Source organism: Starkeya sp. ORNL1, from assembly GCF_012971745.1.
Classification (GTDB): domain Bacteria; phylum Pseudomonadota; class Alphaproteobacteria; order Rhizobiales; family Xanthobacteraceae; genus Ancylobacter.
Genome location: NZ_CP048834.1, coordinates 6,118,066 through 6,143,263 on the forward strand (window position 1 = coordinate 6,118,066; position 25,198 = coordinate 6,143,263).

Here is a 25,198-nt window from a genome sequence, read left to right on the forward strand (position 1 = left end):
GAAGCGGCACTGAAAGCCTGCCGCGTGAGTTGGAGCGCCCGCATGGGCAACGGCTCGAAGAGGGGGCGAGGCCGGCGTCGTGCGGCGCCGTGGTGGGCAACTTGGTGCCAGTGCCGGGGAATGCCGGCCTCGCGGCCACGCGCACGCCGGATGGGGGCGTTCCCGGCGCGTCGCGGCTTGGTTGATCGCTATTGCTGGCTGATCATGTCGGGATCGACCACGCACACCGTTGGTCGCGATGTGGTCGGTGCCGGCGGATTGGCTGCTTGCGCTGTCGCGGCGGCGCAAGGCGGCCGCGGATCGGCAAGGCTGTTGGCAGGGCTGGACAGGTTCAGCACGGCTGCGACGGCCAGGATGGCGAGATCATGCACCGGTAGCTCCTCCATCGACGTGGCAGCGGGTGGCTGTTCGATGGAGGAACCCTATCGGGCGAATGTCGCGGATATTCCCCGGCGGACGCGGGAGTTTGTCTTCAGCTGTCGCCGATCCCGCGACGCGTACGCTTTGATACACTCGTGCGCGACGGGTCTGCGTTTCGGGCGTCGCCGGGATCGGCTCGCAGGTGGCGGCCAAGAAGGCGGCCAGTAGCGAAGGCGGCCAGTAGCCCGGAGTTCTAGAAAAACGCGTGCGCGACGGCCAGCGCCCACAGCGAGACGATATCGTTGCAGTACCACGCGGCGCCGAGGATCGGAGAGACGAGGGCCGCGCCGCCACCAACACCGACAAGGGCGTCGCGGAAGAGATTGGCGCCGATTTCAACATCGTGCTGCATGGCGGCTCCCTTCGCCCTTTTGGGGCCTCAGAAGCCGCCTGCCGGATGGAGATGGCAGGGGCTCCTGAGGCAAGCCTGGCCTGCCCACCTGGGGGGCGAAAGACGGGCTGGCCAGTCAACCGCTTGGTCGACTTGAGGAGCATCGCCAAATACGGCGCTCCGGCCAATTATCCGGTAGATCGCGCCGACAATACTTCGGTATGGGTTGGGCCAGCTTCGGGGCGACTACGATGAGTGATCTCGCCAGCGGACGATCGATCAACGCTGGGCGGGCGGCCCCAGCACCTCGCTCGTGTAGGTCTCGACCAGCGCGCTGAATGGCCGCCCGTCGGCCCGCTCCAGCACCGCCCGATGCTGAAGCACGACGCGCGGCAGCGCGACCGGCGAACCGGAACTGCGGCTCTCCGGGCTCCATAGCAGCTTCGCCGACATGGTCTCGCGCCGAAAATCGAGCGGGGCGACGACACGGCCGAAGGATGTATCGGTGGTGTCGAGCGTCCGGTTCATTTCCGGCGTCAGCAGGGCCGGGACATACCAGTTGTCGGCTTCGGACAGCACGCGCTCGCCGCAGCGCAGCCGGACCCGACGATAGGCGACCGGCTCCTGCGGGCCGACCTGCAGCAGTGCGCGGATCGACGCATCCGCAGGCTTGTCCTCGCCGCGGACGCGATCGGCAACGATCTTGGAGCCCGCCGGCGCGAGCTGACGCGATGCGCACCACCGATCCAGCGTGAGGGTGGCGCTGGCATTGCCGAGGAGCTCGGCATTGAGCGTGTGCAACAGGGCCGCGACGCGCAGCGGCTCCAATGGCCCGCTGGCCTCTGACCGTGCCGATGAGGTTGCGCTGGCGAGACAGGCGGCGGCCAGCAGCGCACGCGCCAGGACGCGTTTACTTCTTCCAGCAGCCCGGAGTGCCAGCATGGAGAAACCAAGGATCATTCAGCGGCACCGAACCCAAGTAAACAGACGACTGACAGGACTCCCCCGGCCAAGTATCGGGAGCCGGCGAGCCATGGGAGATTTCCCTACCTCGGGACGCAATCGCGGACAATCGATCAGAAGCTGTCGAACCGCAGGGCGAAGGGCAGCAGAAACAGCCCGGTTCCCAGCAGCGCAATCTCCAGCAGCACATAGGTGCCGACCATCCAGCGCCGCGGCGCCGGATGGTGGACCAGCAGGGTGGCGCCGACGAACAGCGTGATCACGCCGGCGAGGATCGGGACGAGCACCAGGCCAAGATTCATCACGGGTGAGAGCCCTCCGCCGCGCCGCCGCCATAGCCGTCATGATGCACGGTCTTGCCGCGGAACACCCAATAGGCATGCGCCTGATAGGCCAGCACGATCGGCAGGATGATCACGAGACCGACGGCGATGAAGGCCAGCGTCTGCGGATCGGCGGCGCCGTCCCACACCGTCACGGTACGCGGCACCACATAGGGCCACATGCTCACCACCAGGCCGATGAGGCCGAGCAGGAACAGCGCGATCGACAGCACGAAGGTGCGTGCTTCCGACCCCTCCCACAGGCCGCGCCAGATCGACAGCACGACGGCGAGGGTGATGAGCGGCACTGGCGCCAGCAGGAAGAGGTTCGGCCAGGCGAACCAGCGCGCCGCGACTTCGGGCACGCTCCAGGCACTCCACGCGCTCACCAGCAGCATCATGGCGCCGGAGAGGATGAGAGCGGCATGGGCGATCTCGCGGGCGAAGACCTGGGTCGGCCCGTCGGTCTTCCAGATCAGCCAGCCGGCGCCGATCAGCGCATAGCCGCCGACCAGCCCGATCCCGCACATCAGCCCGAGCAGGCTGAAGAAGCTGAAGGCGCCCCCAGTGAACATGCCGTTCTCCACCGGCACGCCATTGATCAGCCCGCCGAGGATGAAGCCCTGGCACAAGGTCGCGAGTACGGATCCGCCGGCGAAGGCGATATCCCAGACGATGCGGAAGCTGGTCGCCTGCAGCCGGAAGCCAAAGGCCACGCCGCGGAAGATCAGCGCGAACAGCATGAACATGATCGGCAGATAGAAAGCCGGCAGCAGCACGTAATAGCCGGCGGGGAAGGCCGCGAACAGCAAGGTACCGCCCATCACCAGCCAGGTCTCGTTGCCGTCCCACACCGGCTCGATGCTCGCCATCATCAGGTCGCGGTCGGCATCGCGCGGCGCCGCGAGGAAGATGATGCCGACGCCGAGGTCGAGGCCGTCGGCCAGCACATAGATCGTCACGCAGAAGGCGGCGAGCGCTCCGAAGAACAGCGGAACATGCTCCGCCTGCATCAGCTCCGTCATGATCAAGCTCCCGCCTGTTCGGCGCGGCCCAGGGCCGGCGCGGCATCATCGTTGTCGAGAAGGCCCGCATTGGTCCGGTCGAGGCCCGGATGCTCGTGTGTCGGCGGCCCTGATTCCGCCGGTCCCTTGAGGGCGATGCGGGCGGCGAACCAGAAGAAGGCAAGCAGCAGGACGTTGTAGACGGCAAAGAAGATGAGAAGGCTGGTGGTCACGGCGCCGAAACTCACCGGCGCGGCGGCATCCACGGTCCGCATTTGGCCATAGATGATCCAGGGCTGACGGCCGGCCTCGGTCACGGTCCAGCCGGCCAGCACGGCGATGAAGCCGAGTGGTGTCGCCACCATGGCGAGGAGCTGGAACCAGCGGGTCTCGAACAGCCGGTGGCGCAGACGCAGGATGAGCCCGGTGACGGCGGTGGCGAGCAGCACGAGGCCGACGCCGACCATGATGCGGAAGGCGAAGAACACCACCGGCACATTCGGCTGGTCCGCCGGTGGCACGGCTTTCAGGCCCTGCACTTCGCCGTCCCAGCTATGGGTCAGATAGAGGCTCGCGAGGTGCGGGATGTCGAGCGCATAGAGATTGCGCTGCTGCGCCATGTCCGGCCACGCGATCACCGTCATGGCCGGGCCCTTTGTGGTGTCCCACAGCCCTTCCATGGCGGCGAGCTTGGTCGGCTGATGTTCCAGAGTGTTGCGGCCGTGGAGGTCGCCGATGAGGATCTGCGTGGGGGCCAGGACCAGCGCCAGCCACATCGCCAGCGAGAAGGCGGTACGCGAGGCGACGAGGTGCTGGCGGCGCCACAGATGGAAGGCCGAGACCCCCGCCACCACGAAGGAGCCCGTGAGGAAGCTCGCGGTGACCATGTGCGCCAGCCGGTAGGGGAAGGACGCCGTGAAGATCACCGAGGCCCAGTCGACCACGTGGAAGATGCCGTCGGCGTCCGCCACCGCGCCGGCGGGCGTCTGCATCCAGCTATTGGCGGCGATGATCCAGGTGGCGCTTATCAGTGCGCCGCTCGAGACCATCAGGCATGCGAAGAAATGCGCGCCCTTGCTGACCCGGCCCTCGCCGAACAGCACGATGCCGATGAAGCCGGCCTCGAGGAAGAAGGCGGTCAGCGTCTCGTACATGAAGAGCGGGCCGAGCACGTTGGCTACCGCGCGCGAGTAACCCGCCCAGTTGGTGCCGATTTCGTAGCTCAGCACGATGCCGGTGATGACACCCATGCCGAAGCCGAGGGCAAAGATGCGCGTCCAGAAGCGCATCAGGTCGCGATAGACGACGTTTCCCGTCCGCCACCACAGGGCGCTGAGCAAGGTGACGAACCAGGCGATGCCGATGGTGAAGGTCGGCCACAATATGTGGAAGCCGATGGTGAAGGCGAACTGCAGCCGGGCGAGATCAACCGCATCCATGGTCAGAGCGCTCCCGTCCCGGCGGTGGTCTTTACCAGACGCACCGGCACACCCTTCGAGGAGGGGGTGAAGCTCTGCGGGTCGTGCGCATAGAGCGGCACGAGCGGGTTGGTCTCGGGATAATAGGCGGCGCAGCTGCCCGCCGGGAACGCATAGGGCACCACGCGGAAGCCACGCACCGCCCGCTCGATCCCATCCGTCGAGATCGTCACGATATCGACCCGGTCATCGGCCGCGAGGCCACGCCGTTCCATCTCCTGCTCGTTGAGGAAGATGACGTCGCGCTGGTTGTAGACACCGCGATAGCGATCCGAGAGCGAATAGAGCGTGGTGTTGTACTGGTCGTGGCTGCGCACCGTGGTGAGCCACAGCGCGTCCTCGTCGACCACGCTCGGATCCTCGCCGAGCCCGTCATGGCGGAGGAAGTTCGCCTTTCCGGTGGCGGTCGCCCATATCCGCTCGCGGGCGAGCGAGGTGAGGTGGAAGCCGCCGGGCTCCTGGATCCGGGCATTATAGGCCTCGAAGATCGGGAACACCGCCTCGATGTCCTCGCGGATCAGAGCATAATCGGCGATCCGCCGTTCCCAGTTCACCACCGAGAGTGCGCCGAGCGTTGCCCGCGCCATGCCGGCGACAATCGCCGGCTCGCTCTTCAGGTGCTCCGAGGCCGGCGACCTGACGCCGGCCGAGGCATGCACCATCGACATCGAATCCTCGACGGTGACGGATTGCGGGCCGCCGGCCTGCATGTCGATCTCGGTGCGGCCGAGACAGGGCAGGATCAACGCCTCGCGGCCGTGAACCAGATGGCTGCGGTTGAGCTTGGTCGAGATGTGGACTGTCAGCGCCAGCTTGCGCATCGCGGTCTGCGTCAGTTCCCAGTCGGGAATGGCGGCGACGAAATTGCCGCCCAGGCCGATGAACACCCGCACTTCGCCGCGGATCATCGCCTCCAGCGCGGTGACGACGTTGTGCCCATGGGCGTCCGGCGGCTCGAAGCCGAACCGAGCCTTGAGGCGATCGAGGAATTCGCGGGTCGGCACCTCGGTGATGCCGACACTGCGGTCGCCCTGCACGTTGGAATGTCCGCGCACCGGGCACATGCCGGTGCCCTCGCGGCCGATATTGCCGCGCAGCAGCGCGAGATTGGCGAGTTGCTGGACGTTCTGGGTGCCATGGCGGTGCTGGGTGATGCCCATGCCGAAGACGAGGATGGTGCGCTCGGCCTTCGCATAGACGCGGGCGGCTTCCTCGATGTCGGCGTGCGACAGGCCGGAGGTGCGCTCGATGTCGTTCCAGCTCGTCGCCTCGAGATCGGCGATCAACGCCTCGATGCCGACACTGTGCCCGTGGATGAAGTCCCAGTCGAGCACCGGAGCACGCTCCTCGCGGCGCGCTTCGGCGTCCTCGGCGACGAGCCACTTCATGATGCCCTTGAGCACCGCGATATCGCCGCCGACCCGCACCTGGAACACGCGCGAGGAGATCGGCGTCGAGGTCAGCGTCGCCATCTCCACCGGGTTCTGCGGCGCCTGGAAGCGCTCCAGCGCCCGCTCGCGGAACGGGTTGAATGACATGATGGTGGCGCCCCGGCGCGAGGCATTGCGCAGATCGGTCATCATGCGCGGCGAGTTGGTGCCGGGGTTCTGGCCGAAGATGAAGATCGCGTCGGCCTTCTGGAAATCCTCCAGCAGTACCGTGCCCTTGCCGACGCCGATCGATTGCGGCAGGCCGACGCTGGTGGCCTCGTGGCACATGTTCGAGCAGTCGGGGAAATTGTTGGTGCCGAATTCGCGGGCGAACAACTGGTAGAGGAAGGCGGCCTCGTTCGAGGCCCGGCCCGAGGTGTAGAACTCGGCCATGTTCGGATCGGGCAGCGCGTTGAGGTGGCGGGCGATGGTGGCGAACGCCTCGTCCCAGCTCACCGGCACATATTTGTCGGTATAGGCCTCGTAACGCATGGGATTGGTGAGACGGCCCTGCATCTCGAGCTCGAAGTCGGTCATCGCCTCAAGCTCGCTCACCGTGTACTCGGCGAAGAAATCGGGCGTGCAGCGCTTGGTCGTCGCCTCCCAGGCGACGGCCTTGCCGCCATTTTCGCAATATTCGAACGGCGAGGTCTGCTTGGGGTCAGCCCATCCGCAGCCGGGACAATCGAAGCCGCCCGGCTGGTTCATGTGAGCCAACAGCGCCATGCCCGACACGGCGATATCCTGCTCGGCGAGAGCGGTGCCCATGGCCTTGAGGGCGCCCCATCCACCGGCTGGGCTGTGATAGGGGCGAATGGTCTTGACGATGCTCATTGGGCACCTCTGGATTTGTTTTTTTGTCGAGGGGGAAGCGGCGAAATGGCTACGCCTGGGCGAACTCGGAGTTCGCGCAGCGCCACTGGTACGGCGTGTCGCCAACGAAGCGGCGAAACACGGTGGTGAAGTGCGCCTGGGTCTGGAAGCCGACACCAAGCGCGACCTGCACCAGTGAATCGCGCGTCTCCAGCAGCATCTGCTTGGCGCGCTCGATCCGCTGGCGCATCACATATTCATGCGGGCGCATGCCGGTGGCGACGCGGAACTGTGCCGCGAAATGCATACGGCTGAGGCCGGCGGCTGCCGCCATGCCGGCCAGGGTGATGGCCTCGCTGATATTCTCCTCGACATAGGCGGCAACGCGCTTGAGCCGCCATTTGGGCAGGCCGGACCGGGTCTGCTGCTCGGCCGGTGGGGCTGGCTGGAGTTCCGGCTGCGGCTGCGTCCGCAGGCTCAGCATCCGCGTGACGATCGCCAGGCGCAGCGCATCGGCATAGACCGCAGCGGCTTCATCCTCGCGATCGCCGAGCTGCGTCAGCGCCCGGGAAAAACGTTGCACCACCGGATCGTCATTGGCCGCGTGCCCTGGCGCCTGGTTGGCGGCGGCGTCTTCAGCGAGCCTGCCGTGGTCGAACTGGAGATGGAGGGCACTTTCGCTCGCTTCACTGCCCGAACCGACGGCCAGGCGCAAAGCCGGTGCGGCGACGTTGCCGAGCGCGGAGATTGAGATCACCATATCCATGGTGTCGAGGCGGATCGACAGCCGATCCTCGACCGGGTCACGCACATCCGCGGTGGACCGGGGATCGCGCACGGCCCCATCGATCAGCTCCGGAGAGAGGATCTCCCCGGCCGGCACGCGGGAGGAGAAGCCTGCGTAAAAAGGCGAGACGTGCAGTGACATGATCGGACCCCCTTGGTTGCCGAAATAGATCCAGGTCAGGGTCAAGTCGTGTTCGAGGATAATCTTGCATCGCGGGTTGATAGTCTTCCGCTATACGCTTGATGTGTGCCTCGTCTCGACCTGACCTAACGCTGACGTTCGGTTATCAAGAGTATTTGAGCCTCGCTCACGCACCATTGTACGAGCGTTTGGTTGGTAAGGGGATGGGTTTAGCTCACTCATACTTTGGTGTGACTCCTTGGAACGAGTGGCACTCCCCAGATGGAAATACGGCGGACTCGCAAGGATCCGGTGTTCCCGAAAGAACCACCATTCTTCTTGCGGCAATGGAGGATGAACACTCGCACTTCAGAGGGATGCGAACCGATGTCCGCGAAGCCGGCCACCCATCCGCAGCGCCTGATATTGCTGCTGGTTCTCGTACTCGCCGGCGCCGGCTATGCCGCCTGGCGGATCGAGACACCGGCAGTGGGAGCACAGGTGCCCGTCGTGCCCACCGTCCCGGTCCAGGTGGCGAGCGCTGCCCGCCGTGACGTCCCGGTCTATCTGACCGGCCTCGGCACCGTGACCGCCTTCAACTCCGTGACCGTGCACACGCGCGTCGACGGCGAGTTGCAGCAGGTGCTGTACAAGGAAGGTCAGGACGTCAAGAAGGGTGATGTCCTCGCCGTCATCGATCCGCGTACTTTCCAGGCTGCGCTCGACCAGGCGAACGGCAAGCTGCAGCAGGACAGCGCCACGCTTGATAACGCGCGGATTGTACTGGGGCGCGATGCCCAGCTCGGCAAGAGCGACTTCGCCAGCCCGCAGACCATCGACAACCAGCGCAGCATGGTCCAGCAGCTCGAGGCGCAGGTGGTCCAGGACCACGCCATGGTCAGCACGGCGCAGACGCAGCTTTCCTACACGCGGATCACCGCGCCGATCGACGGGCGCGTCGGGCTTCGTCTCGTCGATCAGGGCAACATCGTCCACGCCACCGACACGACGGGACTGGTGGTGCTCAATCAGATCCATCCGATCTCCGTGGTCTCGACGCTGCCGCAGGAGAACGTCCAGGCGGTGCGCGCGGCGCTGGCCGCCGGCGTTGCACAGGCGCAGGCGATCTCCCGCGAGAAGGGCTCCGTGCTCGACACCGGCACGGTCGAGACCATCGACAACCAGATCGATCCTTCGAGCGGGACGTTCCGCCTCAAATCGAACTTCCCGAACAAGGATGACAGCCTCTGGCCCGGCCAGTTCGTCGACCTGAAAGTGCGGGTCGCGATGCTGAGCAATGTGCTGACCGTGCCCTCCGATGCGATCCAGCGCGGTTCGGACGGCCTGTTCGTCTATGCCGTCGACAAGAACGAGACGGCGAACCCGGTGCCGGTCAAGGCCGGGCAGATCTCGGAGGGTAGCGCCGTCATCGAGAGCGGGCTGGAGGAGGGGCAGCGTGTCGTGGTGAGTGGCCAATACCGGCTCAGCCAGGGCACAAGGATCACGGCCACGCCTCCGGGTGAGATAACGCGAGCCGCCGAGGGGACGAAATAATGTCGATCTCCTCCTGGTTCATCCGTCACCCCATCGGTACGTCGCTGCTGATGGCGGGCATCCTCATGGTCGGCGCGGCCTGCTTTCCGTTCCTGCCGGTGGCGCCGCTGCCGCAGGTCGACTTCCCGACCCTGTCGATCTCGACCCAATTGCCGGGTGCGAGCCCCGAGATCATCGCCGCCTCGGTGACGCAGCCGCTGGAGCGGCAGTTCGGCGAGATTCCCGGCGTCACGCAGATGACCTCCGTCAGCACGCTGGGCAACAGCTCGATCACGCTGCAGTTCGATCTGGACGTCGACATCAATGGCGCGGCGCAGGACGTGCAGACCGCGATCAACGCGGCCGGCGGCCAGCTGCCTACCAATTTGCCGGCGCCGCCGACCTATCGAAAGGTGAATCCGGCGGATCCGCCGATCCTGGTGCTGTCGCTCCACTCGGACACGCTGCCGATCATCCAGGTCGACGACTATGCCGAGAACGTGCTCGAACAGCATATCAGCCAGATCAGCGGTGTCGGGCAGGTCTCCGTCCTCGGCCAGCAGAAGCCGTCGGTGCGGATCCAGGTCGACCCGGCCAAGACCGCCAATCTCGGCCTGTCGCTGGAAGATATCCGCCAGGCTATCGTCACCACCACGGTGAACGGGCCGAAAGGCACCGTGCAGGGCCAGACGCGAACCTTCACGATCTATGACAACGACCAGCTCCTTGCGGCGGCGCCGTGGCTGGATTCGATCCTGGCCTATCGCAACGGCGCGCCGGTTCGGGTGCGCGATATCGGCACCGCCGTCGATGCGCCGGAGAACGAGCAGCTCGCCGCCTGGGCCGACGGCAAGCCGGCGATCCTGCTTGCGGTCTTCAAGTTGCCGGGTGCCAACGTCATCGACACCGTCGACCGCATCAAGGCGCAACTGCCGAGCCTGACCGCGCTGGCGCCCGCGGCGCTCAAGGTCGACATCATCAGCGATCGTACCGGCACCATCCGCGCCTCGGTGCAGGATGTCGAAAAGACACTGCTCATCACCATCGTGCTGGTGGTCGCCGTGATCTTCGTCTTCCTGCGCAGCCTGTGGGCGACGGTGATCCCGAGCGTCGCCGTGCCGCTGGCGCTGATCGGCACCTTCGCCGCGATGTACGCGCTCGGCTACAGCCTCGACAATCTCTCCCTGATGGGGCTGAGCATCGCCATCGGATTCGTGGTGGATGACGCCATCGTCATGATCGAGAACATCGAGCGGCACCTGGAGATGGGCAAGACCCCGCTCCAGGCCGCGCTCGACGGCTCGGCCGAGATCGGCTTCACCATCCTCTCCATCAGCCTGTCGCTGGTCGCCGTCTTCATCCCGCTGCTGTTCATGGGCGGCATCGTCGGGCGCCTGTTCCGCGAATTCGCGATCACCGTGACCATCACCATCGCGGTGTCGGCCTTCGTCTCGCTGACTTTGACCCCGATGATGTGCGCGCTGTTCCTCAGGCCCGCCGAAAGCCGCACCCACGGTCGGCTCTATCGGCTTTCCGAGCGCATGTTCGACGGCCTGCTGAGCGCCTATCGCACGACGCTCGACATTGCGCTCGACCATCACCGGATCACGCTCTGCGTCTTCCTCGCCGGGGTGATGGCGACAGGCACGCTATTCTATTACATCCCGAAAGGCTTCTTCCCGCAGCAGGACACCGGCCTCCTTCTCGGGGTTTCGGAGGCGGCGCAGGACGTGTCCTTTGCCGAGATGGCCAAGCATCAGCTCGCGCTTGGCAAGGTGGTCGCGGCGGATCCCGATGTAGCCTCGGTGGGCATGACGATCGGCTCGTCCGGCGGGCAGACCATGAATAATGGCCGCATGTTCATCGCGCTGAAGCCTCGGGACCAGCGCAGCGCCTCGGCGTTCGATATCATCCGCAGGCTGCAGAAGCCGCTGTCAAAGGTGGAAGGGGCCGCGCTGTTCCTGCAGGCGGCGCAGGATCTCAATGTCGGCGGGCGCGTGGCGCGCACGCAGTTCCAGTACACGCTGCAGGACGGCGACATCACGGAGCTGAACACCTGGGCGCCGAAGCTGCTGGCCAAGCTGAAGGCGCTGCCGGAGCTGACCGGTGTCGCCACCGATCAGCAGTCGGGCGGCGCGACGCTGACGCTGACCATTGACCGCGACCAGGCCGAGCGGTTCGGGATCGACCCGACCGATATCGACGCCACGCTCTATGATGCGTTCGGCCAGCGCCAGGTGACGCAGTACTTCACGCAGCTGAACAGCTACCACGTTATCCTCGAATTGCTGCCGGAGCTGCAGAATTCACCGCGCGCGCTGGAGCAGCTCTACATCCATTCGCCCTTGACCGGCGATCAGGTGCCGCTCAGCGTGCTCGCCAAATGGACCTCGGAGCCCACCGGATTCCTGTCGATCAACCACCAGGGCCAGTTTCCGGCGGTGACGCTGTCTTTCAACCTCGCGCCCGGCGTCGCGCTGGGTGATGCGGTGGCGGCGGTCCATCGCGCCGAGCAGGAGATCGGCATCCCGCCCACGCTGACCGGCTCGTTCCAGGGCAATGCCCAGGCGTTCCAGGCCTCGCTGGCGAGTGAGCCCGCGCTCGTGCTCGCCGCGCTATTGGTGATCTATGTGATCCTTGGCGTGCTCTATGAGAGCTACGTGCACCCCCTGACCATCCTGTCGACCCTGCCGTCGGCCGGTCTCGGGGCGCTCGCCGTGCTCTGGGCGTTCGGCTTCGACTTCTCGATCATCGCACTGATCGGCATCATCCTGCTGATCGGCATCGTGAAGAAGAACGGCATCATGATCGTCGACTTCGCCATCGAGCGCGAGCGCGGCGAGGGCATGTCGGCGCACGACGCGATCCGCGAGGCCTGCCTGCTGCGCTTCCGCCCGATCCTGATGACGACGATGGCGGCGCTGCTCGCCGGCGTGCCGTTGATGCTCGGGACCGGCACCGGCTCGGAACTGCGTCAGCCGCTCGGCTATGCTATCGTCGGCGGGTTGATCGTGAGCCAGTTGCTTACCCTGTACACGACGCCCGTCATCTATCTCTATCTCGATCGCCTGGGCCGCCGCCGGCAGGACAAGCACGCGCCCACGGTCGCGCAGGGCGCCTGACGCCGCTTTTCTCGCGTGGCATAAGGCGCATCCGGAATGCGGCGTGCGATCGGAGAAGAAACCTAACGCACGCTACGTCATGTGTAGCCCGAGCGCGCCGGATAGTCCGGTGAGCCGCAAGGTGAACGGCCGACGCGCCAGTATTCGCGGCCTTCACGACTGACAAGTGAGGAGATTGGAAATGGATGACCTGTCCCGCCGCAAGCTGCTTGCGCTCGGCGCAGTCGGCGGCGCAGTCGTTGCCGCCGGTTCGGCCAATGCCGCCACTTTCGGCAACCCCGACCAGCCCGCAGAGGGCGCGATCAATTCGACACCCGGAGCGCTCTCCAATCCCGGGCCGCAGAACACCGCCTTGGAAGCCCAGCTCCCGTCGTTCCAGAATCCGCCGGCGACCGATGTCGGCAGCATGCCGATGATGTGGTCCTCCTTCAACATCATGCCGAAGCGCATACAGGCCGGCGGCTGGGCGCGGCAGATCACGGCGACCGAGTTTCCCGCCTCGACCGCGGTGTCCGGCGTCAACATGCGGCTCGGCCCGAACGGCGTCCGCGAGATGCATTGGCACCTCGCCGGGGAATGGGCGCTCATGACCAATGGGCGCTGCCGCGTCACCATGCTTGATCAGCAGGGCCGGGCCTATGTGCAGGATGTCGGGGCCGGCGACCTCTGGTTCTTCCCGGCCGGCTGCCCGCACTCCCTCCAGGGCCTCGGGCCCGAGGGCGCGGAATTCCTGCTCGTCTTTGATGACGCCTTCCAGTCGGAATACAACACGCTGCTGCTGACCGACTGGATCGCCCATACGCCGCCGGACATCCTGGCGCGCAATTTCGGCGTCCCGGCCGACGTCTTCAAGAATATCCCGTTGCATGACCTATGGATCTTCCAGGGCAAGGAGCCGCCGGCGCTCGCTGTGGATCAGGCGGCCGTCGCCTCGGGCGGCACGCCGCCGGAGCCGTTCACCTTCTCGCTCACCGCCACCAAGCCGGTGAAGGAGAATGCATCCGGCCGCGTCCAACTTGCCGACAGCCGCAACTTCAAGGTCTCCAAGACCATCGCCGCCGCCATCGAGACGATCAAGCCCGGCGGTCTCAGGCAGATGCACTGGCACCCGAATGCGGACGAGTGGCAGTACTGGATCAAGGGCCAGGGCCGCATGACCGTGTTCAATACCGGGCCTCGTGCGCAGACCATCGACTTCCGTCCCGGCGATCTCGGCGTCGTGCCGAAGAGCCAGGGCCACTACATCGAGAACACCGGCGACGAGGAAGTGCAGATGCTCGTGGTCTTCAAGGCGCCGGAATACCAGGAGGTCGATCTCTCCGACTGGCTGACCCACGCGCCGCCCGAGCTCGTGGCCCAGCATCTCAATATCGACCCCGCCGTGCTGGCGCGGTTCCCGAAAGGCCAGCTCGGCATCCAGCCGGGCTGAGCAGGCGCTGGAATTGGCGCTCCTGCATCAAGCTCCGTCGCGTACGGTAAGCGAAGATAGGCCTAGAGTGGGTGACCCGCTGGAACGCTGTCCGGCGGGTCACTGTCAGGTCCCCGCGAAGGAGCGCTGCAATGAGCGAAGATACCTCGGTACAGGCGGCCATCGAGAAGGTCGCCGCCGATAATGGCGTAAGCACTGGAGCGGCGCAGGCACTGTTCGACGCGCTCGCCGCTGGCGGCGGTACCATGGCGCAGTTCAGTCATCCGGAACTCGGCGGCATGGGCCAATGGTCGCGCGGCGGCATGCTGATGATCGGCGACATGTTCAATCATGGACTGAAGGCCCGCGTCGATCGCATGTGCTCGCAGCTCGCCGAACTCGCTGCGCGCCATCCGCGTGGGCTGCATGGTGACGCGGCATCGGGCGGCATGCGGGGCTGGTGGCCGGAAGGCCTTGGGATTCCGAGCTCGAGCGGCGCCCAGAACGACATGCGCTATGCCTTCTTTCCGAGCGAGCGCAGGCTGGCGATCAGCGATGGCGGCGATGTCACGGTCTACGATACCGAGGACCACATCATTTCCGGCGTCTCGCAACAACAGGGCAGTTCCCGAAACCTCGCCTTCACCAGCCAGAAGGGCGACGTGAAACTGAGCGATCTTCGGCGGGTCTCGCGTGGGGGCGACGAAGCCCGGGCGCCTGTGCCCACGCCCACCGCTGAAGGCGTGCGAACCGAGGCAACGGGTGCGGATGAGATATTCCGCAGGATCGAGGGCCTTTCCGAACTGCTCAAGAAGGGCATCCTCACCGAGGACGAGTTCCGGGCGAAGAAGGCGGAACTCCTCGCCCGGCTATGAATGCCGTCGGCGAGGTGAGGGGAGGAGCTTGCTTAAAGTTGCGGGCCCGATGTGATAATAACTGTACGCATCGTCGGGCGCCGATACGCTCCGCTTCCACTTCATCGTGAGTAGACAATGCGCTGGCTGCTTGTGGCCGACCTGCACTACTCGCTTCCCAAGTTCGACTGGCTGCTGCAAATCGCCGCCGATTATGACCTCGTCATATTCGCCGGTGATGCGCTGGATGTCGGCTCGATCGTCGATTTCCGGGCGCAGACCCTGGTCGTGCGCAAGTATCTCGAACGCATCGCGGGCATCACGCCGATCATCGTGTGCTCGGGGAACCATGATCTCGACTCGCGCAGCGAGGGCGGCGAGAAAGTGGCCCGGTGGATCAACGATCTGCACACCGCGGGGATCGCCAGCGATGGCGACAGCATCGTGCTGGGGGACACGCTGTTCACGATCTGCCCGTGGTGGGACGGGCCGGTAGTGCGCGAGAAGCTCACCGCGCAACTCGAAGCCGACCGCGCGCGCCGCTCCGGCTTGCGCTGGGTATGGGTCCACCATGCGCCACCGAGCGCTTCACCGACGAGTTGGTCCGGCAGCCGCTCGCTCGGCGATACCGATCTCGAACAGTGGATTGCCCGCTACAGTCCCGACCTGGTGATCGCGGGTCATATCCACCAATCGCCCTTTGTGAAGGACGGCTCGTGGGTCGATCGCGTCGGCACGACCTGGGTCTTCAATACGGGTTTTCAGTTCGGCGCGCCGCCCGCCTTCATCGCGCTGGACATCGTCGCCGGGGAGGCGGTGTGGATGTCCGCCATGGGCGTGCAGGTGGTCCGGCTCGATGCGCCGCTGCATCGACCCATCGCTCCCGCATCCGCGCTGCCGGCCTGGTTTGGAGGTGGAAAGTCGGCTGCCGCCGCCATGGGCTACGAGGTGCTGGCCCGGCCCTGAATGGCGCGGTCTCGCGCGCCGTCATCCATGCCCGGATCGCGATCGGAGCCGGGATGGAAATCGCGTTCCTGTTGATGCAGGAGCGTCTCCAGCACCTCGCCCACCATCTCCAGGTGATCGCCCGATCCGGAAAACTGCTGCTTCAGGTCGACGAGATAAGTCGTCGCCGCCTTCAGCCGAAATGCCAGGAGGCGTGCGATCAACCACGAAAGCTCGGGATGGGCGCGGAAAAATGCTTCGGCATTCTCGGCGACGCGCACCGTTGCCTCGCCGAGCACCCGGGCGGTCGCGGTATGCGGGGTGCCGAGCAGGTAGGACATCTCGCCGACGAGCGAACCGGGCTCGTCGAGAATCGTGACCTGGGTGTCGCCGCGCAGCACCTCGATGCGACCGCTGACAAGCACATAGACCCGGCCGGTGCTTTGACCCTCCGCCAACAGCACCGTGCCTCCGGCCATGTGCTGCTCCGGCAGGTCTTCGCAGTGCTCAAGAATCGCGCGCATTCAGCTGGCCTTCGCCTTTCTGAAGGTAAATTCAGAACCTGAAGGCAATGCTAGTGCATGGCGCCCGACCGGCGAAGCGGTATCGCACCGCTTGTGCCGGATCTGTTTCTCCAGCCGCCTGCCTACGCCGCGCGCCGCTCGGCACGGCGTTCTTCGACGTCGACGACGACGATCTTGCCGTGCTCCCGCATGTCGGTGCGCCAGCAACGTTCATCCAGAACGCCGGCTTTCGCCTGTTCGCGCGCTTGCCGATCGGCATCACCGAAATCATCCGCGTCGATCATGACTTCCGCAATCTCGCGGCTTGCGACCGTACGTTCCAGTTTGATCGTGAAAATAGCCATTGACGGTGCTCCTCTGGTTCGGGTCGAGGGTGCCCGTCATGGGCCGGCCGAGCTTCCCAGGCTGCCCGGCTTTTGCCGATTTGCCGGATGGACGGCGTCGCACCCGAACGGAAAGAGCGCTAGTCCTTCCGCAACGCCGCCCAATTCGCGACGGTATCGAACAGCCGGATGCGTTCAAAAAGCGCGTAGAACCGCGTCGCGAAGCCGTTCACGACGAACGCCCGCACCACGTGGAACGCTGTCACCAGCCCAACCGATAAATGCAGTGTCTGCGCGGTGACCGCCATTTCGGTGGTGCCGCCGGGTGAGGTGCCGAGCGCGGCGCTGGCGAAATCAAGGCGGGTGAGGCTGGAGACCGTGAACGCCACGGCGAGCAGCATGGCGGCAAGCGCCAGCGTGTGCATCGTGCTGATGGCGAACAGCCGAGGCAGCCGCATCACCATTTCGCGGCGGAAGCGGGCGCCGATGGCGAGCCCCATGAACATCTGTCCCGTGGCGAACAGCCAATACGGCATGCGGCCGTGCAGCAAGCCGATCGAGGTCGCCGCGCCGGCGCCGATCAGCGCCCCGATCATCCAGGGATTGTTGAAGCGCAGCAGCCAGGCGACGCCGATGCCGACGATGCCGCAGCCGAGCGCGGCGAACAGCATCGGCCAGGTCAGATAGGCCTGCACCGCGAGGTCGTTGATATCGCCATGGATGCCGAGGCTGACGATCAACTGCGGCATGATCAGCACCAGAAGTGCGACACGCATCGCCTGTGACACCGCGATCGGTTCCGCATGGGCGCCGACCAGCGACCCGATATTCGCCATCTCCGAGAGACCGCCCGGCACCATGGCGAAGAAGGCGGTCTTGCGGTCGAGCCGGGCGAAGTGCGCGAAGAACACTGAGACCACGCCTGACAGCAGCACGGCGACAAGAGAGGTCACCACGATCACCGGCAGGAAGGCGACGATGCTCTCCAGCACCACCGCGGTCACGCTGAGGCCGATGCTGGTGCCGATCACCAGTTGGCCGAAGCGGCGCCCGAGCAGCGGGGCGAATACCGGCTGTCCGAAGATCGACATCGCCGCGGTCACCACCAGCGGGCCGAGTGTCCAGGCCAGCGGCACGTGCAGCCAGGCGGCCAGCGCGCCCACCACGATGGATATGGCGAGGCTGATGAAAGCCCGTGGCGGAGGCAGCCGAAACCGGCCGGGCGAGGGCTTCGCCGCGGCGGCCTCGGGACCGGCGGTCAAGCTGCCACGCGCTGTGCAGGGTCGCGCCGCAGCAGTTCGACCAGCCGGTGGGCGTGGTCCAGCCTCTCCATGCCCAATATGGCCTCGATGAGCGCGTCGCGTTGCGACTCGGGAAGCAAATGGTGGGTCAGCTTGTTGAACTTGTCGACAAGGTCGGCTTCCGAGGCGAACGAATATTCACTGCCACGCGGCGCCTCGCGGGTCTCGGCCTCGACGCTGCCGTCGCGATAATGCACCTCGACCCGCACCTTGTGCCGGAACTTCGAACCGAGCGCGGTGATGGCCGGATCGTGCCGCACCTCCACCTTGCGGGAGAGCTCGATGCGGCGCTGGTCGGTCACGCAGGCCTCGTCGAACTGTTCAACAAAGACATCGCCTTCCAGCAATAGCGTGGCGACGCAGAACGGCAGATTCAGCTGCGCCGAAGTCAGCCCCTCCGGGCGATAGGGCCAGCCGACATGGTCGGCAGTGACTTGCGAGCCATACACCACGATGTGGTCCAGCTGGTCGAGCGTGAAGGGATGGCGTTCCTGGATGGCGCGGATGGCATCGAGCGTGGTGTGGTTGCTGCCGACGCAGGAATAGAATTTCAGCGAGATGCGCATCGTCTCCCAGCGCTCGCCGAGGCCGGCCGTCAGCTCGGTGAGATTGTAGCGATCGGTCGAGCGCGAAAAGGTGCCGCAGAAGCCGCCATAGGGCGCCTCGAACACGTCGAGGATGCCGGTGAAGCCGGCATTCGCCAGCAACGCCGCATAGAGCCCGCTTTGCGCGGAGCGCCCGGCATGCATCCGCTTCACCATGGCGCCGTACTGCGCCGCCATCAGCCCGGCGGCCTGCGTGCCGGCAATGCCGAGAGCGTGGACGGTCTGTTCCTCGGTGAGGCGCAGCGCGCGGGCGGCGCCGGAGGCGGCGGAGAACACGCCGACCGTGGCGCCGGAGTGCCAGCCCTGGCCGATATGCTCCTGGCCCATGCACATGCCGACCCGCGGGCCGATCTCATAGCCGGCCACCGCTGCGGTCAGCAGGTCGCGCCCGTCCAGCTTGCTGTCGGGCGTGATGGTGGCAAGCAAGGCGGGGAGGGTGACGGCACCGACATGCAGCACGCCCTGGCGATGCACGTCGTCGAGCTCGAAGCCCTGGATCTGCGTGCCGTTGAGCAGGGCAGCGTTCGGCGCCGAGAGCGCCTGGTCGGTGCCCCAGATCGGCGTGGTGCGGGTCGCGTCCAGCCCGGTGAGGGTGTCGCGCAATATGTCGGTCCACGGCAGATGCGCGCCATAGAGCCCGCAGCCGAGCGAATCCAGCACCAGCAGCTTGATGCGCTGGCGCACCTCCTCCGGAATGTCCTCATACTTCAGCGAGGATACGAACGCCGCGATGCCGCGCGTGTACGGGTTGTCGATGCTATGCGCGGCCATAAGGCGCCTCTCCCATGAGGTGTTTTGATGTCGTGTTCTGTGAACGTCTTTTGATTGATTCAGGCCGGCAGCACGGTCTGGGCGATCTGGGCGTCGAGCTGCTCGTAATCGAAATAGCCGATGCGGTCGTAAAGCTCGGCGCGGGTCATCATCTCCGGCAGATAGGCCTCGGCATTGCCGTCACGGGCGAGCGCCACATAGAACTTCTCCATGGCGCGCGAGGCGACGCGCAGCGCGGACACTGGATAGATCACCAGCTCGAAGCCGAGCTCGGTCCAGTCCGCCACCGAGACATGCGGGGTGCGGCCGAACTCCGTCATGTTGGCGAGGAGTGGCGCGCGGACCTCGGCGCGCACCCGCTGCATGTCCTCGCGGCTGGTCATCGCCTCGACGAAGATGATGTCGGCGCCGGCATCGATGTAGCGATGGGCACGAGTAATGGCGTCGTCGAGCGATTCCGCCGCCGCATCGGTGCGTGCGCAGATCGCCATGGTGGTGGCGGCGCGCTTGGCAGCGGAAATCTTGCGGCACATGTCGTCGGTGGAGACCAGGCGCTTGTCGTTGAGATGGCCGCATTTCTTGGGGAATTGCTGGTCCTCGATCTGGATGCCGGCGACGCCGACCGATTCCAGCTCGCGCACCGCGCGCATCACGTTCAGCGCCTCGCCGAAACCGGTATCGGCATCGACGATGAGCGGTAGCCCCGAGGCGCGCACCACGGTGCGGGCGGCGCGCCAGACGTCTTCGAGCGTGGTCAGGCCAAGGTCCGGCAGCGCCATCGAGGCCGAGAGGGCGGCGCCCGACAGATAGAGCGCGCGGAAGCCGGCGCGCTTGGCCAGTACGGCGGAGATGCCGTCCCAGGCGCCGGCGACGGCAATGCCTTGTTCGGAGCCGAGCGCCCTGAGGTCGAGAGCCGGGCTGGCGTTGGCCTCAGCCCCGTTGAGCCATGTCGCTGTCATTATCCCTCCCTCGGGATCGAGTGGTGCGACCAATCGATCCCTGAACCCTCTTGGCGCGCGGTCAGCCTGGCTTGCGTGCGGCGCGCATGGAATTGAGCAAATTCTCCCGCGAGGCGCGGATGTGCTGCGCCATCAGCAAGGCGGCAAGGTCGCCATTGCCGGCGATCACCGCCTCGGCGATCCAGCGGTGCTCCTGCAACGCCTTGCGGCCGCGTCCGCGGCTGGAGCCGTGCTGGCCGCGCAGCAGCGAGATGATGTCGCGGAACTCGTCGCCGCAGATGCGCCAGACCACCTCGTTGCGCGAGCCCTTGATAATCAGCAGGTGGAAATCCCAGTCGGCCGGCCCGCGCGGATAGGAGGTGGCGTTGGCCTCCGTCATCTGCGCTTCGTGGGCGTCGAGCGTCTCGGCGAGCCTGGCCCGCTCCACCTCGGTCATGTGCTGGGCGGCGAGGCGCGCGGCGAGCGCCTCCAGCGCCTCGCGCACATCATAGAGCTGGGCGACGGCGTCTATATCGGGCGAGACCACGCGCGAGCCGACATTCGGCTCATAGGTGACGAGGCCCGACGAAGATAAACGTCGAATGGCTTCACGTATCGGCCCGCGGCTTATCCCCAGGCGCTGCGATATTTCCAGCTCATTGATCCGGCTGCCCGGCTTCAGGCGCCCATCTTCAATATCCTTGCGCAGAAGAAGCATGACCCGATCGGCGAGCAAGCCGCTGCTGCGCGCCTCTCTGTCTGTTTCTACGTTCGTGTCGACAATCTGTACGTTCGAATCGACAATTTTCATTGAAGATTGGCATGCCTTTTGAGTTTTTGAGCTTGAAACGAGGATACTCCGCGTCGTCTCATCTCTGATCGTCACGATAATCGACGTCCGAGCTGTAGACAATCCCAAAACTGGTGTCTACAATCTCAAACATCGCTTCCCTGCTGTGGTTTTCCGCTGCGGGTCCGGACGCATCGATCCGGCGCGTCTCCCTGTTTCCTAGAGGGCGGTATGCTGCTCGAACGGCTTTCCCAGCGCGCTATCGCGGTCCGACTCGACGATGTGCCCGAGGACGGCCTGGCGATTGCCAGGCTTGCCATTCTCGACACCGTCGGGGTGACGCTGGCCGGCGCTTCCGAGCCGTGCACACAGATCGCCGAGCGGGCGCTGGGCGCAGTCGGAAAGGGCACTGCCACCCTGTTCGGGCGCTCGGCGATGGTCGGGCCGCTCGACGCCGCCACCATCAACGGCACCGCCTCCCACGCGCTCGATTTCGACGATTGCAGCAACTCGCTGGGCGGCCATCCCTCCGCGCCGGTAGTGCCGGCGCTGTGGGCGCTGGCCGAGCAAGAGGGGGCGAGTGGCGCCACGGTGCTCGACGCCTATGTCACCGGTGTCGAGGTCGAAACCAAGATCGCCCGCGGCGTCAATTTCCATCATTACGAGAAGGGCTGGCACCCCACCGCGACGCTCGGCACCTTCGGCGCCGCGGCCGCCTGCGCCAAGCTGATGAAGCTCGATGCGTTGGTCTTCACCAATGCGCTCGCCATCGCCTGCTCCATGGCGAGCGGGCTGAAGGCCAATTTCGGCACCATGACCAAGCCGTTCCATGTCGGCCAGTGCGCGCGCAATGGCCTCTATGCCGCGCTGCTCGCCCGTGAGGGGCTGAGCGCCAATCCCGCCGCCATGGAGGATCCGCAGGGTTTCCTCATGGTGTTCAACGGCGAGGGGAAGTTCGATGCCGAGCGGATGATCGACGAGTTCGCCGCGCCCTTCGATCTCATGGAGCCCGGCATCGCCTTCAAGCGCCACCCCTGCTGCGCCTCCACCCACCCGGCAGTCGACGCGCTGCTGCGCATCACCGCCGAGCATGATCTCGAAGCCGCCGACATCGCCGCGATCCGCTCCTGGACGCATCCGCGGCGGCTGCGCCACACCAACCGGCCGAACCCGCAATCCGGCCTCGATGGCAAGTTCAGCGTGCAATATGTGCTGGCCCGCGCCGTGCTCGACGGCTCGGTGCGGCTCGACCATTTCGAAGATGCCGCGGTCCATGATCCGCAGGTCCGCGCCTTCATGAGCCGCATCGTTGCCGAGCCGCATCCCGAAGCGGTGATGGAGAGCACCGAGCATTTCTTTGCCGATGTCGAGGTGACGACGACCTTCGGCGAGACGTTCCGCACCTATGTCGACCGTCCGCTTGGCCGCGACCGCGACCATCCGCTGCCGCCCGGCGCGCTCGAAACCAAGTTCCGCGACTGCGCCGCGCCGGTGATTGCGGATGACGCCGCCCGCGCCATCGAGGCGGCGATCCTCGGCCTGGAGACCCAGGCGAACATACGCACCATCGGCGACGTGATGCGCGAAGGGGTACGCCAGACGGAGCCGCGCCGCGCTGCGTTCGGCTGAGGTCGGCCCAGAAACCGGAACCGGAAAAATCAAGAACACTTCAGGGAGTAGATATGTCGGACCCGAGCCCGAGCAACATCGACGACGCGCTGCGCACCAGGCCGGATGTGGTGGTGGTGGGCGGCGGCAATGCGGCGCTGTGCGCGGCAATCTCCGCCCATGAGGCCGGCGCGCGCGTCGTGGTGCTCGAGGCCGCGTCGGAGGAAGAGCGCGGCGGCAATTCGCACTTTACCGGCGGCGCCTTCCGCTTCGCCTATCGCGGCGTCGACGATCTGCGCGAAGTCTATCCCGGCATGACGCAGGACGAGATCGACAATGTCGATTACGGCTCCTATTCCGAGGAGCAGTTCCTCGACGACATGTTCGAATTGACCGAGTACCGCACCGATCCGGAGCTATCGGAGCTGCTGGTGCGCTCCAGCCTCGAGACGGCGAAATGGATCGCCCGCCAGGGCGTCAAGCTGCAGCCCGGCCTCGGCCGGCAGGCCTACAAGGTCGACGGCAAGTTCAAGTTCTGGGGCGGCCTCGCGCTGCACATCTGGGGCGGCGGCAGCGAGCTTCTGAAGGCGCTCTATGCCAATGCCGAGCGCCGCCGCATTCCCATCCTCTACGACACCCCGGCGATCGAGCTGCTGCGCGAGGGCGACGCAGTGACCGGGCTCATCGCTCGCCATCGCGGCGCACGGGTGAAGATCGAGGCCGGCGCGGTAATCCTCGCCTGCGGCAGCTTCGAATCCAATCCGGAACTGCGCGCCCGCTATCTCGGCCCCGGTTGGGACATGGCGAAGGTGCGCGGCACCCGCTTCAATATGGGCGAGGGGCTGATGATGGCGCTGCGCGCCGGCGCGCGTCCGCACGGCAACTGGTCCGGCTGCCATTCCGTCGCCTGGGACGTGAACGCGCCGCCGTTCGGCGACCTCACCATCGGCGACCAGTTCCAGAAGCACAATTATCCGTTCGGCATCGTCGTCAATGCCAAGGGCGAGCGCTTCCTCGACGAGGGCGCCAATTTCCACAGCCACACTTATGCGAAGTATGGCGGCGAGATCCTGAAGCAGCCGGGCATGTTCGCCTGGCAGGTGTTCGACGCCAAGGTCAGCCATCTGCTGCGCGGCGAATACCGCATCCGACGTGTCACCAAGGCTGAGGCGAACACGCTGGAGGAACTGGCGGCCAAGCTCACCGGCGTCGATCCCGAGGCCTTCCTGCGCACCGCGCACGCCTTCAACGCCGCCTGCCGGACCGACGTGCCGTTCAATCCGAACGTCCTCGACGGACGCGCCACGCAGGGGCTCGCGCTCGACAAGTCGAACTGGGCCAACCCGCTCGATACCGCACCCTTCCATGCCTACCACGTCACCACCGGCGTCACTTTCACCTTCGGCGGCTTGAAGGTGAGCGCGAATGCCGAGGTCGAGGACCTCTATAGCGGCGTCATCCCCGGCCTCTATGCCGCCGGCGAGATGGTCGGCGGGTTGTTCTTCCAGAATTACGCCAGCGGCACCGGGCTGATGTCCGGCGCCACCTTCGGTCGGTTCGCCGGCGCCCATGCCGCCGCCTATGCGACGCGCTCCATGGCCGAAGCGATCTGACGCCAACAGTGCTTCACGACGCCAATTTCATTGGATCCGGACGCAGAATCCGGCCGTAACGAGGTGAGGGAACGACATGAGACGAGACACGCGTTTCGGATGGAAAAGCCTGCTGGCCGGCATCGCCGCCTTGGCGGCGATCGCCGGCATCGCGCCGGCAAGCGCGCTGGATCTCGCCGGCAAGCGGGTCACGCTGATCATCCCCTATCAGGAGGGCAGCGGCTCCACCATTCATGGGCGCCTGTACGCGCTGGCGCTGGAGCGCGCTCTGCCGGGCAAGCCGACCATCATCGTGCGCAACATCGATGGCGGCGGTTCGGTGCGCGGCATCAACCAATTCTATAAGGATGCCCGTCCCGACGGCATGATGATCGCGGCGATCGGCACCGGCACCTTCTTCCAGTACATTCTCAAGGACTCGGCAGTGGCCTATCCGCTGCCGGAGTTCCGCCCGTTCGTCACCTCGCCCTTCGGCCTCCTGGCCTATGCCCGCACCGATCTCGGCCTCGGAAAGGACTATGTCGAGAATGTCCGCAAGCTGATCGCCAAGCCCCCGGTCTATGGCGGTTCGGGCGCAACCTCGTCGGACCTGCCGGCGCTGCTCAGCTTCGACCTGCTGGGCATCCGGCAGAAGAACGTGTTCGGCCTCAGCAACGCGGAATCCCGCGCCGGCTTCGAGCGCGGCGAGTTCTCGCTGAAGTACGACAACGCCGCCTCCTGGGCGGAAGAGGTCAAGCCGCTGGTGGATGAGGGCACCGCGACGCCGCTCTTCACCTTCGGCCTCGAGGTCGACGGCAAGATCGTCCGCGACCCGACCTTGCCGGACGTGCCGACCTTCCTGGAGCTCTATGAGAAGGTGAACGGCAAGCCGTTGTCCGGCATCGAATATGCGGTGTGGAAGGCGCTGTTCAATGTGCGCGTGATGGGCTCCAAGATGCTGGTGCTGCCGCCCGGCACGCCGCAGGACATCGAGGATGTCTACACCAAGGCTGCCGCCGAGGCGCTGCGCTCCGACATCCTCACCGGTCCGCAGGCCAAGCTGGTGCTCGGCGAATATCCGCAGAGCGTCGGCGCCGCCTCCGAGGCGGTGTTCAAGGCCGGGCTCGGCATGACCCCCGAGCAGCAGAAATGGCTGCGCGACTGGCTGAAGCAGCGCTTCGACATCGCCGTCGCCGACTGATCCTCCAGGACGGC

22 protein-coding genes are annotated in these 25,198 nt (G+C 65.8%); 8 read left to right on the forward strand and 14 right to left on the reverse strand.

Features of this window, described 5'->3' with window-relative positions; genetic code table 11:
- Positions 1-188: 188 nt before the first annotated feature.
- The 8 genes from G3545_RS28745 to G3545_RS28780 form a co-directional block, all read right to left on the reverse strand.
- Positions 189-371, reverse strand: coding sequence for a hypothetical protein (locus G3545_RS28745; RefSeq protein WP_170017697.1), 183 nt, complete (start codon positions 369-371; stop codon positions 189-191).
- A gap of 242 nt (positions 372-613) precedes the next feature.
- Positions 614-772 (reverse strand): hypothetical protein, encoded by a 159-nt coding sequence (locus G3545_RS28750; RefSeq protein ID WP_170017698.1) that lies wholly within the window; start codon positions 770-772, stop codon positions 614-616.
- A 258-nt stretch (positions 773-1,030) separates the two neighbouring features.
- Positions 1,031-1,570: a hypothetical protein gene (locus G3545_RS28755; protein WP_170018328.1), complete on the reverse strand. Its 540-nt coding sequence runs from the start codon at positions 1,568-1,570 to the stop codon at positions 1,031-1,033.
- A gap of 257 nt (positions 1,571-1,827) precedes the next feature.
- Positions 1,828-2,019 carry a hypothetical protein gene (locus tag G3545_RS28760; RefSeq protein WP_170017699.1) on the reverse strand — a complete coding sequence of 64 codons (192 nt, stop codon included), beginning with the start codon at positions 2,017-2,019 and terminating at the stop codon, positions 1,828-1,830.
- Positions 2,016-3,062: a cytochrome d ubiquinol oxidase subunit II gene (gene cydB / locus G3545_RS28765; RefSeq protein WP_170017700.1), complete on the reverse strand. Its 1,047-nt coding sequence runs from the start codon at positions 3,060-3,062 to the stop codon at positions 2,016-2,018. The genes G3545_RS28760 and cydB overlap by 4 nt, the downstream gene beginning before the upstream one ends.
- 2 nt (positions 3,063-3,064) lie before the next feature.
- Positions 3,065-4,480 carry a cytochrome ubiquinol oxidase subunit I gene (locus G3545_RS28770; RefSeq protein WP_170017701.1) on the reverse strand — a complete coding sequence of 472 codons (1,416 nt, stop codon included), beginning with the start codon at positions 4,478-4,480 and terminating at the stop codon, positions 3,065-3,067.
- 2 nt (positions 4,481-4,482) lie between these two features.
- Positions 4,483-6,783, reverse strand: coding sequence for an FdhF/YdeP family oxidoreductase (locus G3545_RS28775; RefSeq protein WP_170017702.1), 2,301 nt, complete (start codon positions 6,781-6,783; stop codon positions 4,483-4,485).
- Between the two features lie 49 nt (positions 6,784-6,832).
- Positions 6,833-7,690 carry an AraC family transcriptional regulator gene (locus G3545_RS28780; RefSeq protein WP_246702613.1) on the reverse strand — a complete coding sequence of 286 codons (858 nt, stop codon included), beginning with the start codon at positions 7,688-7,690 and terminating at the stop codon, positions 6,833-6,835.
- A 366-nt stretch (positions 7,691-8,056) separates the two neighbouring features.
- On the opposite strand from G3545_RS28780, the gene G3545_RS28785 reads away from it, so the two are divergent.
- The 5 genes from G3545_RS28785 (at position 8,057) to G3545_RS28805 (ending at position 15,552) form a co-directional block, all read left to right on the forward strand.
- Complete coding sequence (locus G3545_RS28785) at positions 8,057-9,223, forward strand: efflux RND transporter periplasmic adaptor subunit (protein ID WP_170017703.1); 1,167 nt, start codon at positions 8,057-8,059, stop codon at positions 9,221-9,223.
- Positions 9,223-12,324, forward strand: a complete 3,102-nt coding sequence (locus G3545_RS28790) for a multidrug efflux RND transporter permease subunit (RefSeq protein WP_170017704.1) — start codon at positions 9,223-9,225, stop codon at positions 12,322-12,324. The genes G3545_RS28785 and G3545_RS28790 overlap by 1 nt, the downstream gene beginning before the upstream one ends.
- A 181-nt stretch (positions 12,325-12,505) precedes the next feature.
- Complete coding sequence (locus G3545_RS28795; protein ID WP_170017705.1) at positions 12,506-13,753, forward strand: cupin domain-containing protein; 1,248 nt, start codon at positions 12,506-12,508, stop codon at positions 13,751-13,753.
- Between the two features lie 131 nt (positions 13,754-13,884).
- Positions 13,885-14,607, forward strand: a complete 723-nt coding sequence (locus G3545_RS28800) for an SHOCT domain-containing protein (protein WP_170017706.1) — start codon at positions 13,885-13,887, stop codon at positions 14,605-14,607.
- Between the two features lie 117 nt (positions 14,608-14,724).
- The gene (locus G3545_RS28805) at positions 14,725-15,552 is read left to right on the forward strand and encodes a metallophosphoesterase (RefSeq protein WP_170017707.1); all 828 of its coding nucleotides are present in this window, start codon (positions 14,725-14,727) and stop codon (positions 15,550-15,552) included.
- On the opposite strand, the gene G3545_RS28810 is transcribed toward G3545_RS28805, so the two are convergent.
- From G3545_RS28810 to G3545_RS28835, 6 genes are all read right to left on the reverse strand, one after another.
- Positions 15,528-16,055, reverse strand: a complete 528-nt coding sequence (locus G3545_RS28810; RefSeq protein ID WP_170017708.1) for a cyclic nucleotide-binding domain-containing protein — start codon at positions 16,053-16,055, stop codon at positions 15,528-15,530. The genes G3545_RS28805 and G3545_RS28810 overlap by 25 nt on opposite strands.
- A gap of 122 nt (positions 16,056-16,177) precedes the next feature.
- Complete coding sequence (locus G3545_RS28815; RefSeq protein WP_170017709.1) at positions 16,178-16,399, reverse strand: hypothetical protein; 222 nt, start codon at positions 16,397-16,399, stop codon at positions 16,178-16,180.
- 119 nt (positions 16,400-16,518) lie between these two features.
- On the reverse strand, positions 16,519-17,640 hold the full coding sequence (locus tag G3545_RS28820; protein WP_170017710.1) for an AbrB family transcriptional regulator: 1,122 nt from the start codon (positions 17,638-17,640) through the stop codon (positions 16,519-16,521).
- Positions 17,637-19,055 (reverse strand): MmgE/PrpD family protein, encoded by a 1,419-nt coding sequence (locus tag G3545_RS28825; RefSeq protein ID WP_170017711.1) that lies wholly within the window; start codon positions 19,053-19,055, stop codon positions 17,637-17,639. The genes G3545_RS28820 and G3545_RS28825 overlap by 4 nt, the downstream gene beginning before the upstream one ends.
- 59 nt (positions 19,056-19,114) lie before the next feature.
- Positions 19,115-20,014, reverse strand: a complete 900-nt coding sequence (prpB, locus tag G3545_RS28830; RefSeq protein WP_170017712.1) for a methylisocitrate lyase — start codon at positions 20,012-20,014, stop codon at positions 19,115-19,117.
- Between the two features lie 61 nt (positions 20,015-20,075).
- Positions 20,076-20,879 (reverse strand): GntR family transcriptional regulator, encoded by an 804-nt coding sequence (locus tag G3545_RS28835; protein WP_170017713.1) that lies wholly within the window; start codon positions 20,877-20,879, stop codon positions 20,076-20,078.
- 135 nt (positions 20,880-21,014) lie between these two features.
- On the opposite strand from G3545_RS28835, the gene G3545_RS28840 reads away from it, so the two are divergent.
- The 3 genes from G3545_RS28840 to G3545_RS28850 all read left to right on the forward strand — a co-directional run bounded on the left by G3545_RS28840 (position 21,015) and on the right by G3545_RS28850 (position 25,184).
- Positions 21,015-22,412 (forward strand): MmgE/PrpD family protein, encoded by a 1,398-nt coding sequence (locus tag G3545_RS28840; RefSeq protein WP_170017714.1) that lies wholly within the window; start codon positions 21,015-21,017, stop codon positions 22,410-22,412.
- Positions 22,413-22,465: 53 nt separating this feature from the next.
- Positions 22,466-24,004 (forward strand): FAD-dependent tricarballylate dehydrogenase TcuA, encoded by a 1,539-nt coding sequence (gene tcuA, locus G3545_RS28845; RefSeq protein WP_170017715.1) that lies wholly within the window; start codon positions 22,466-22,468, stop codon positions 24,002-24,004.
- A gap of 76 nt (positions 24,005-24,080) precedes the next feature.
- On the forward strand, positions 24,081-25,184 hold the full coding sequence (locus tag G3545_RS28850; protein ID WP_170017716.1) for a hypothetical protein: 1,104 nt from the start codon (positions 24,081-24,083) through the stop codon (positions 25,182-25,184).
- Positions 25,185-25,198: the final 14 nt, after the last annotated feature.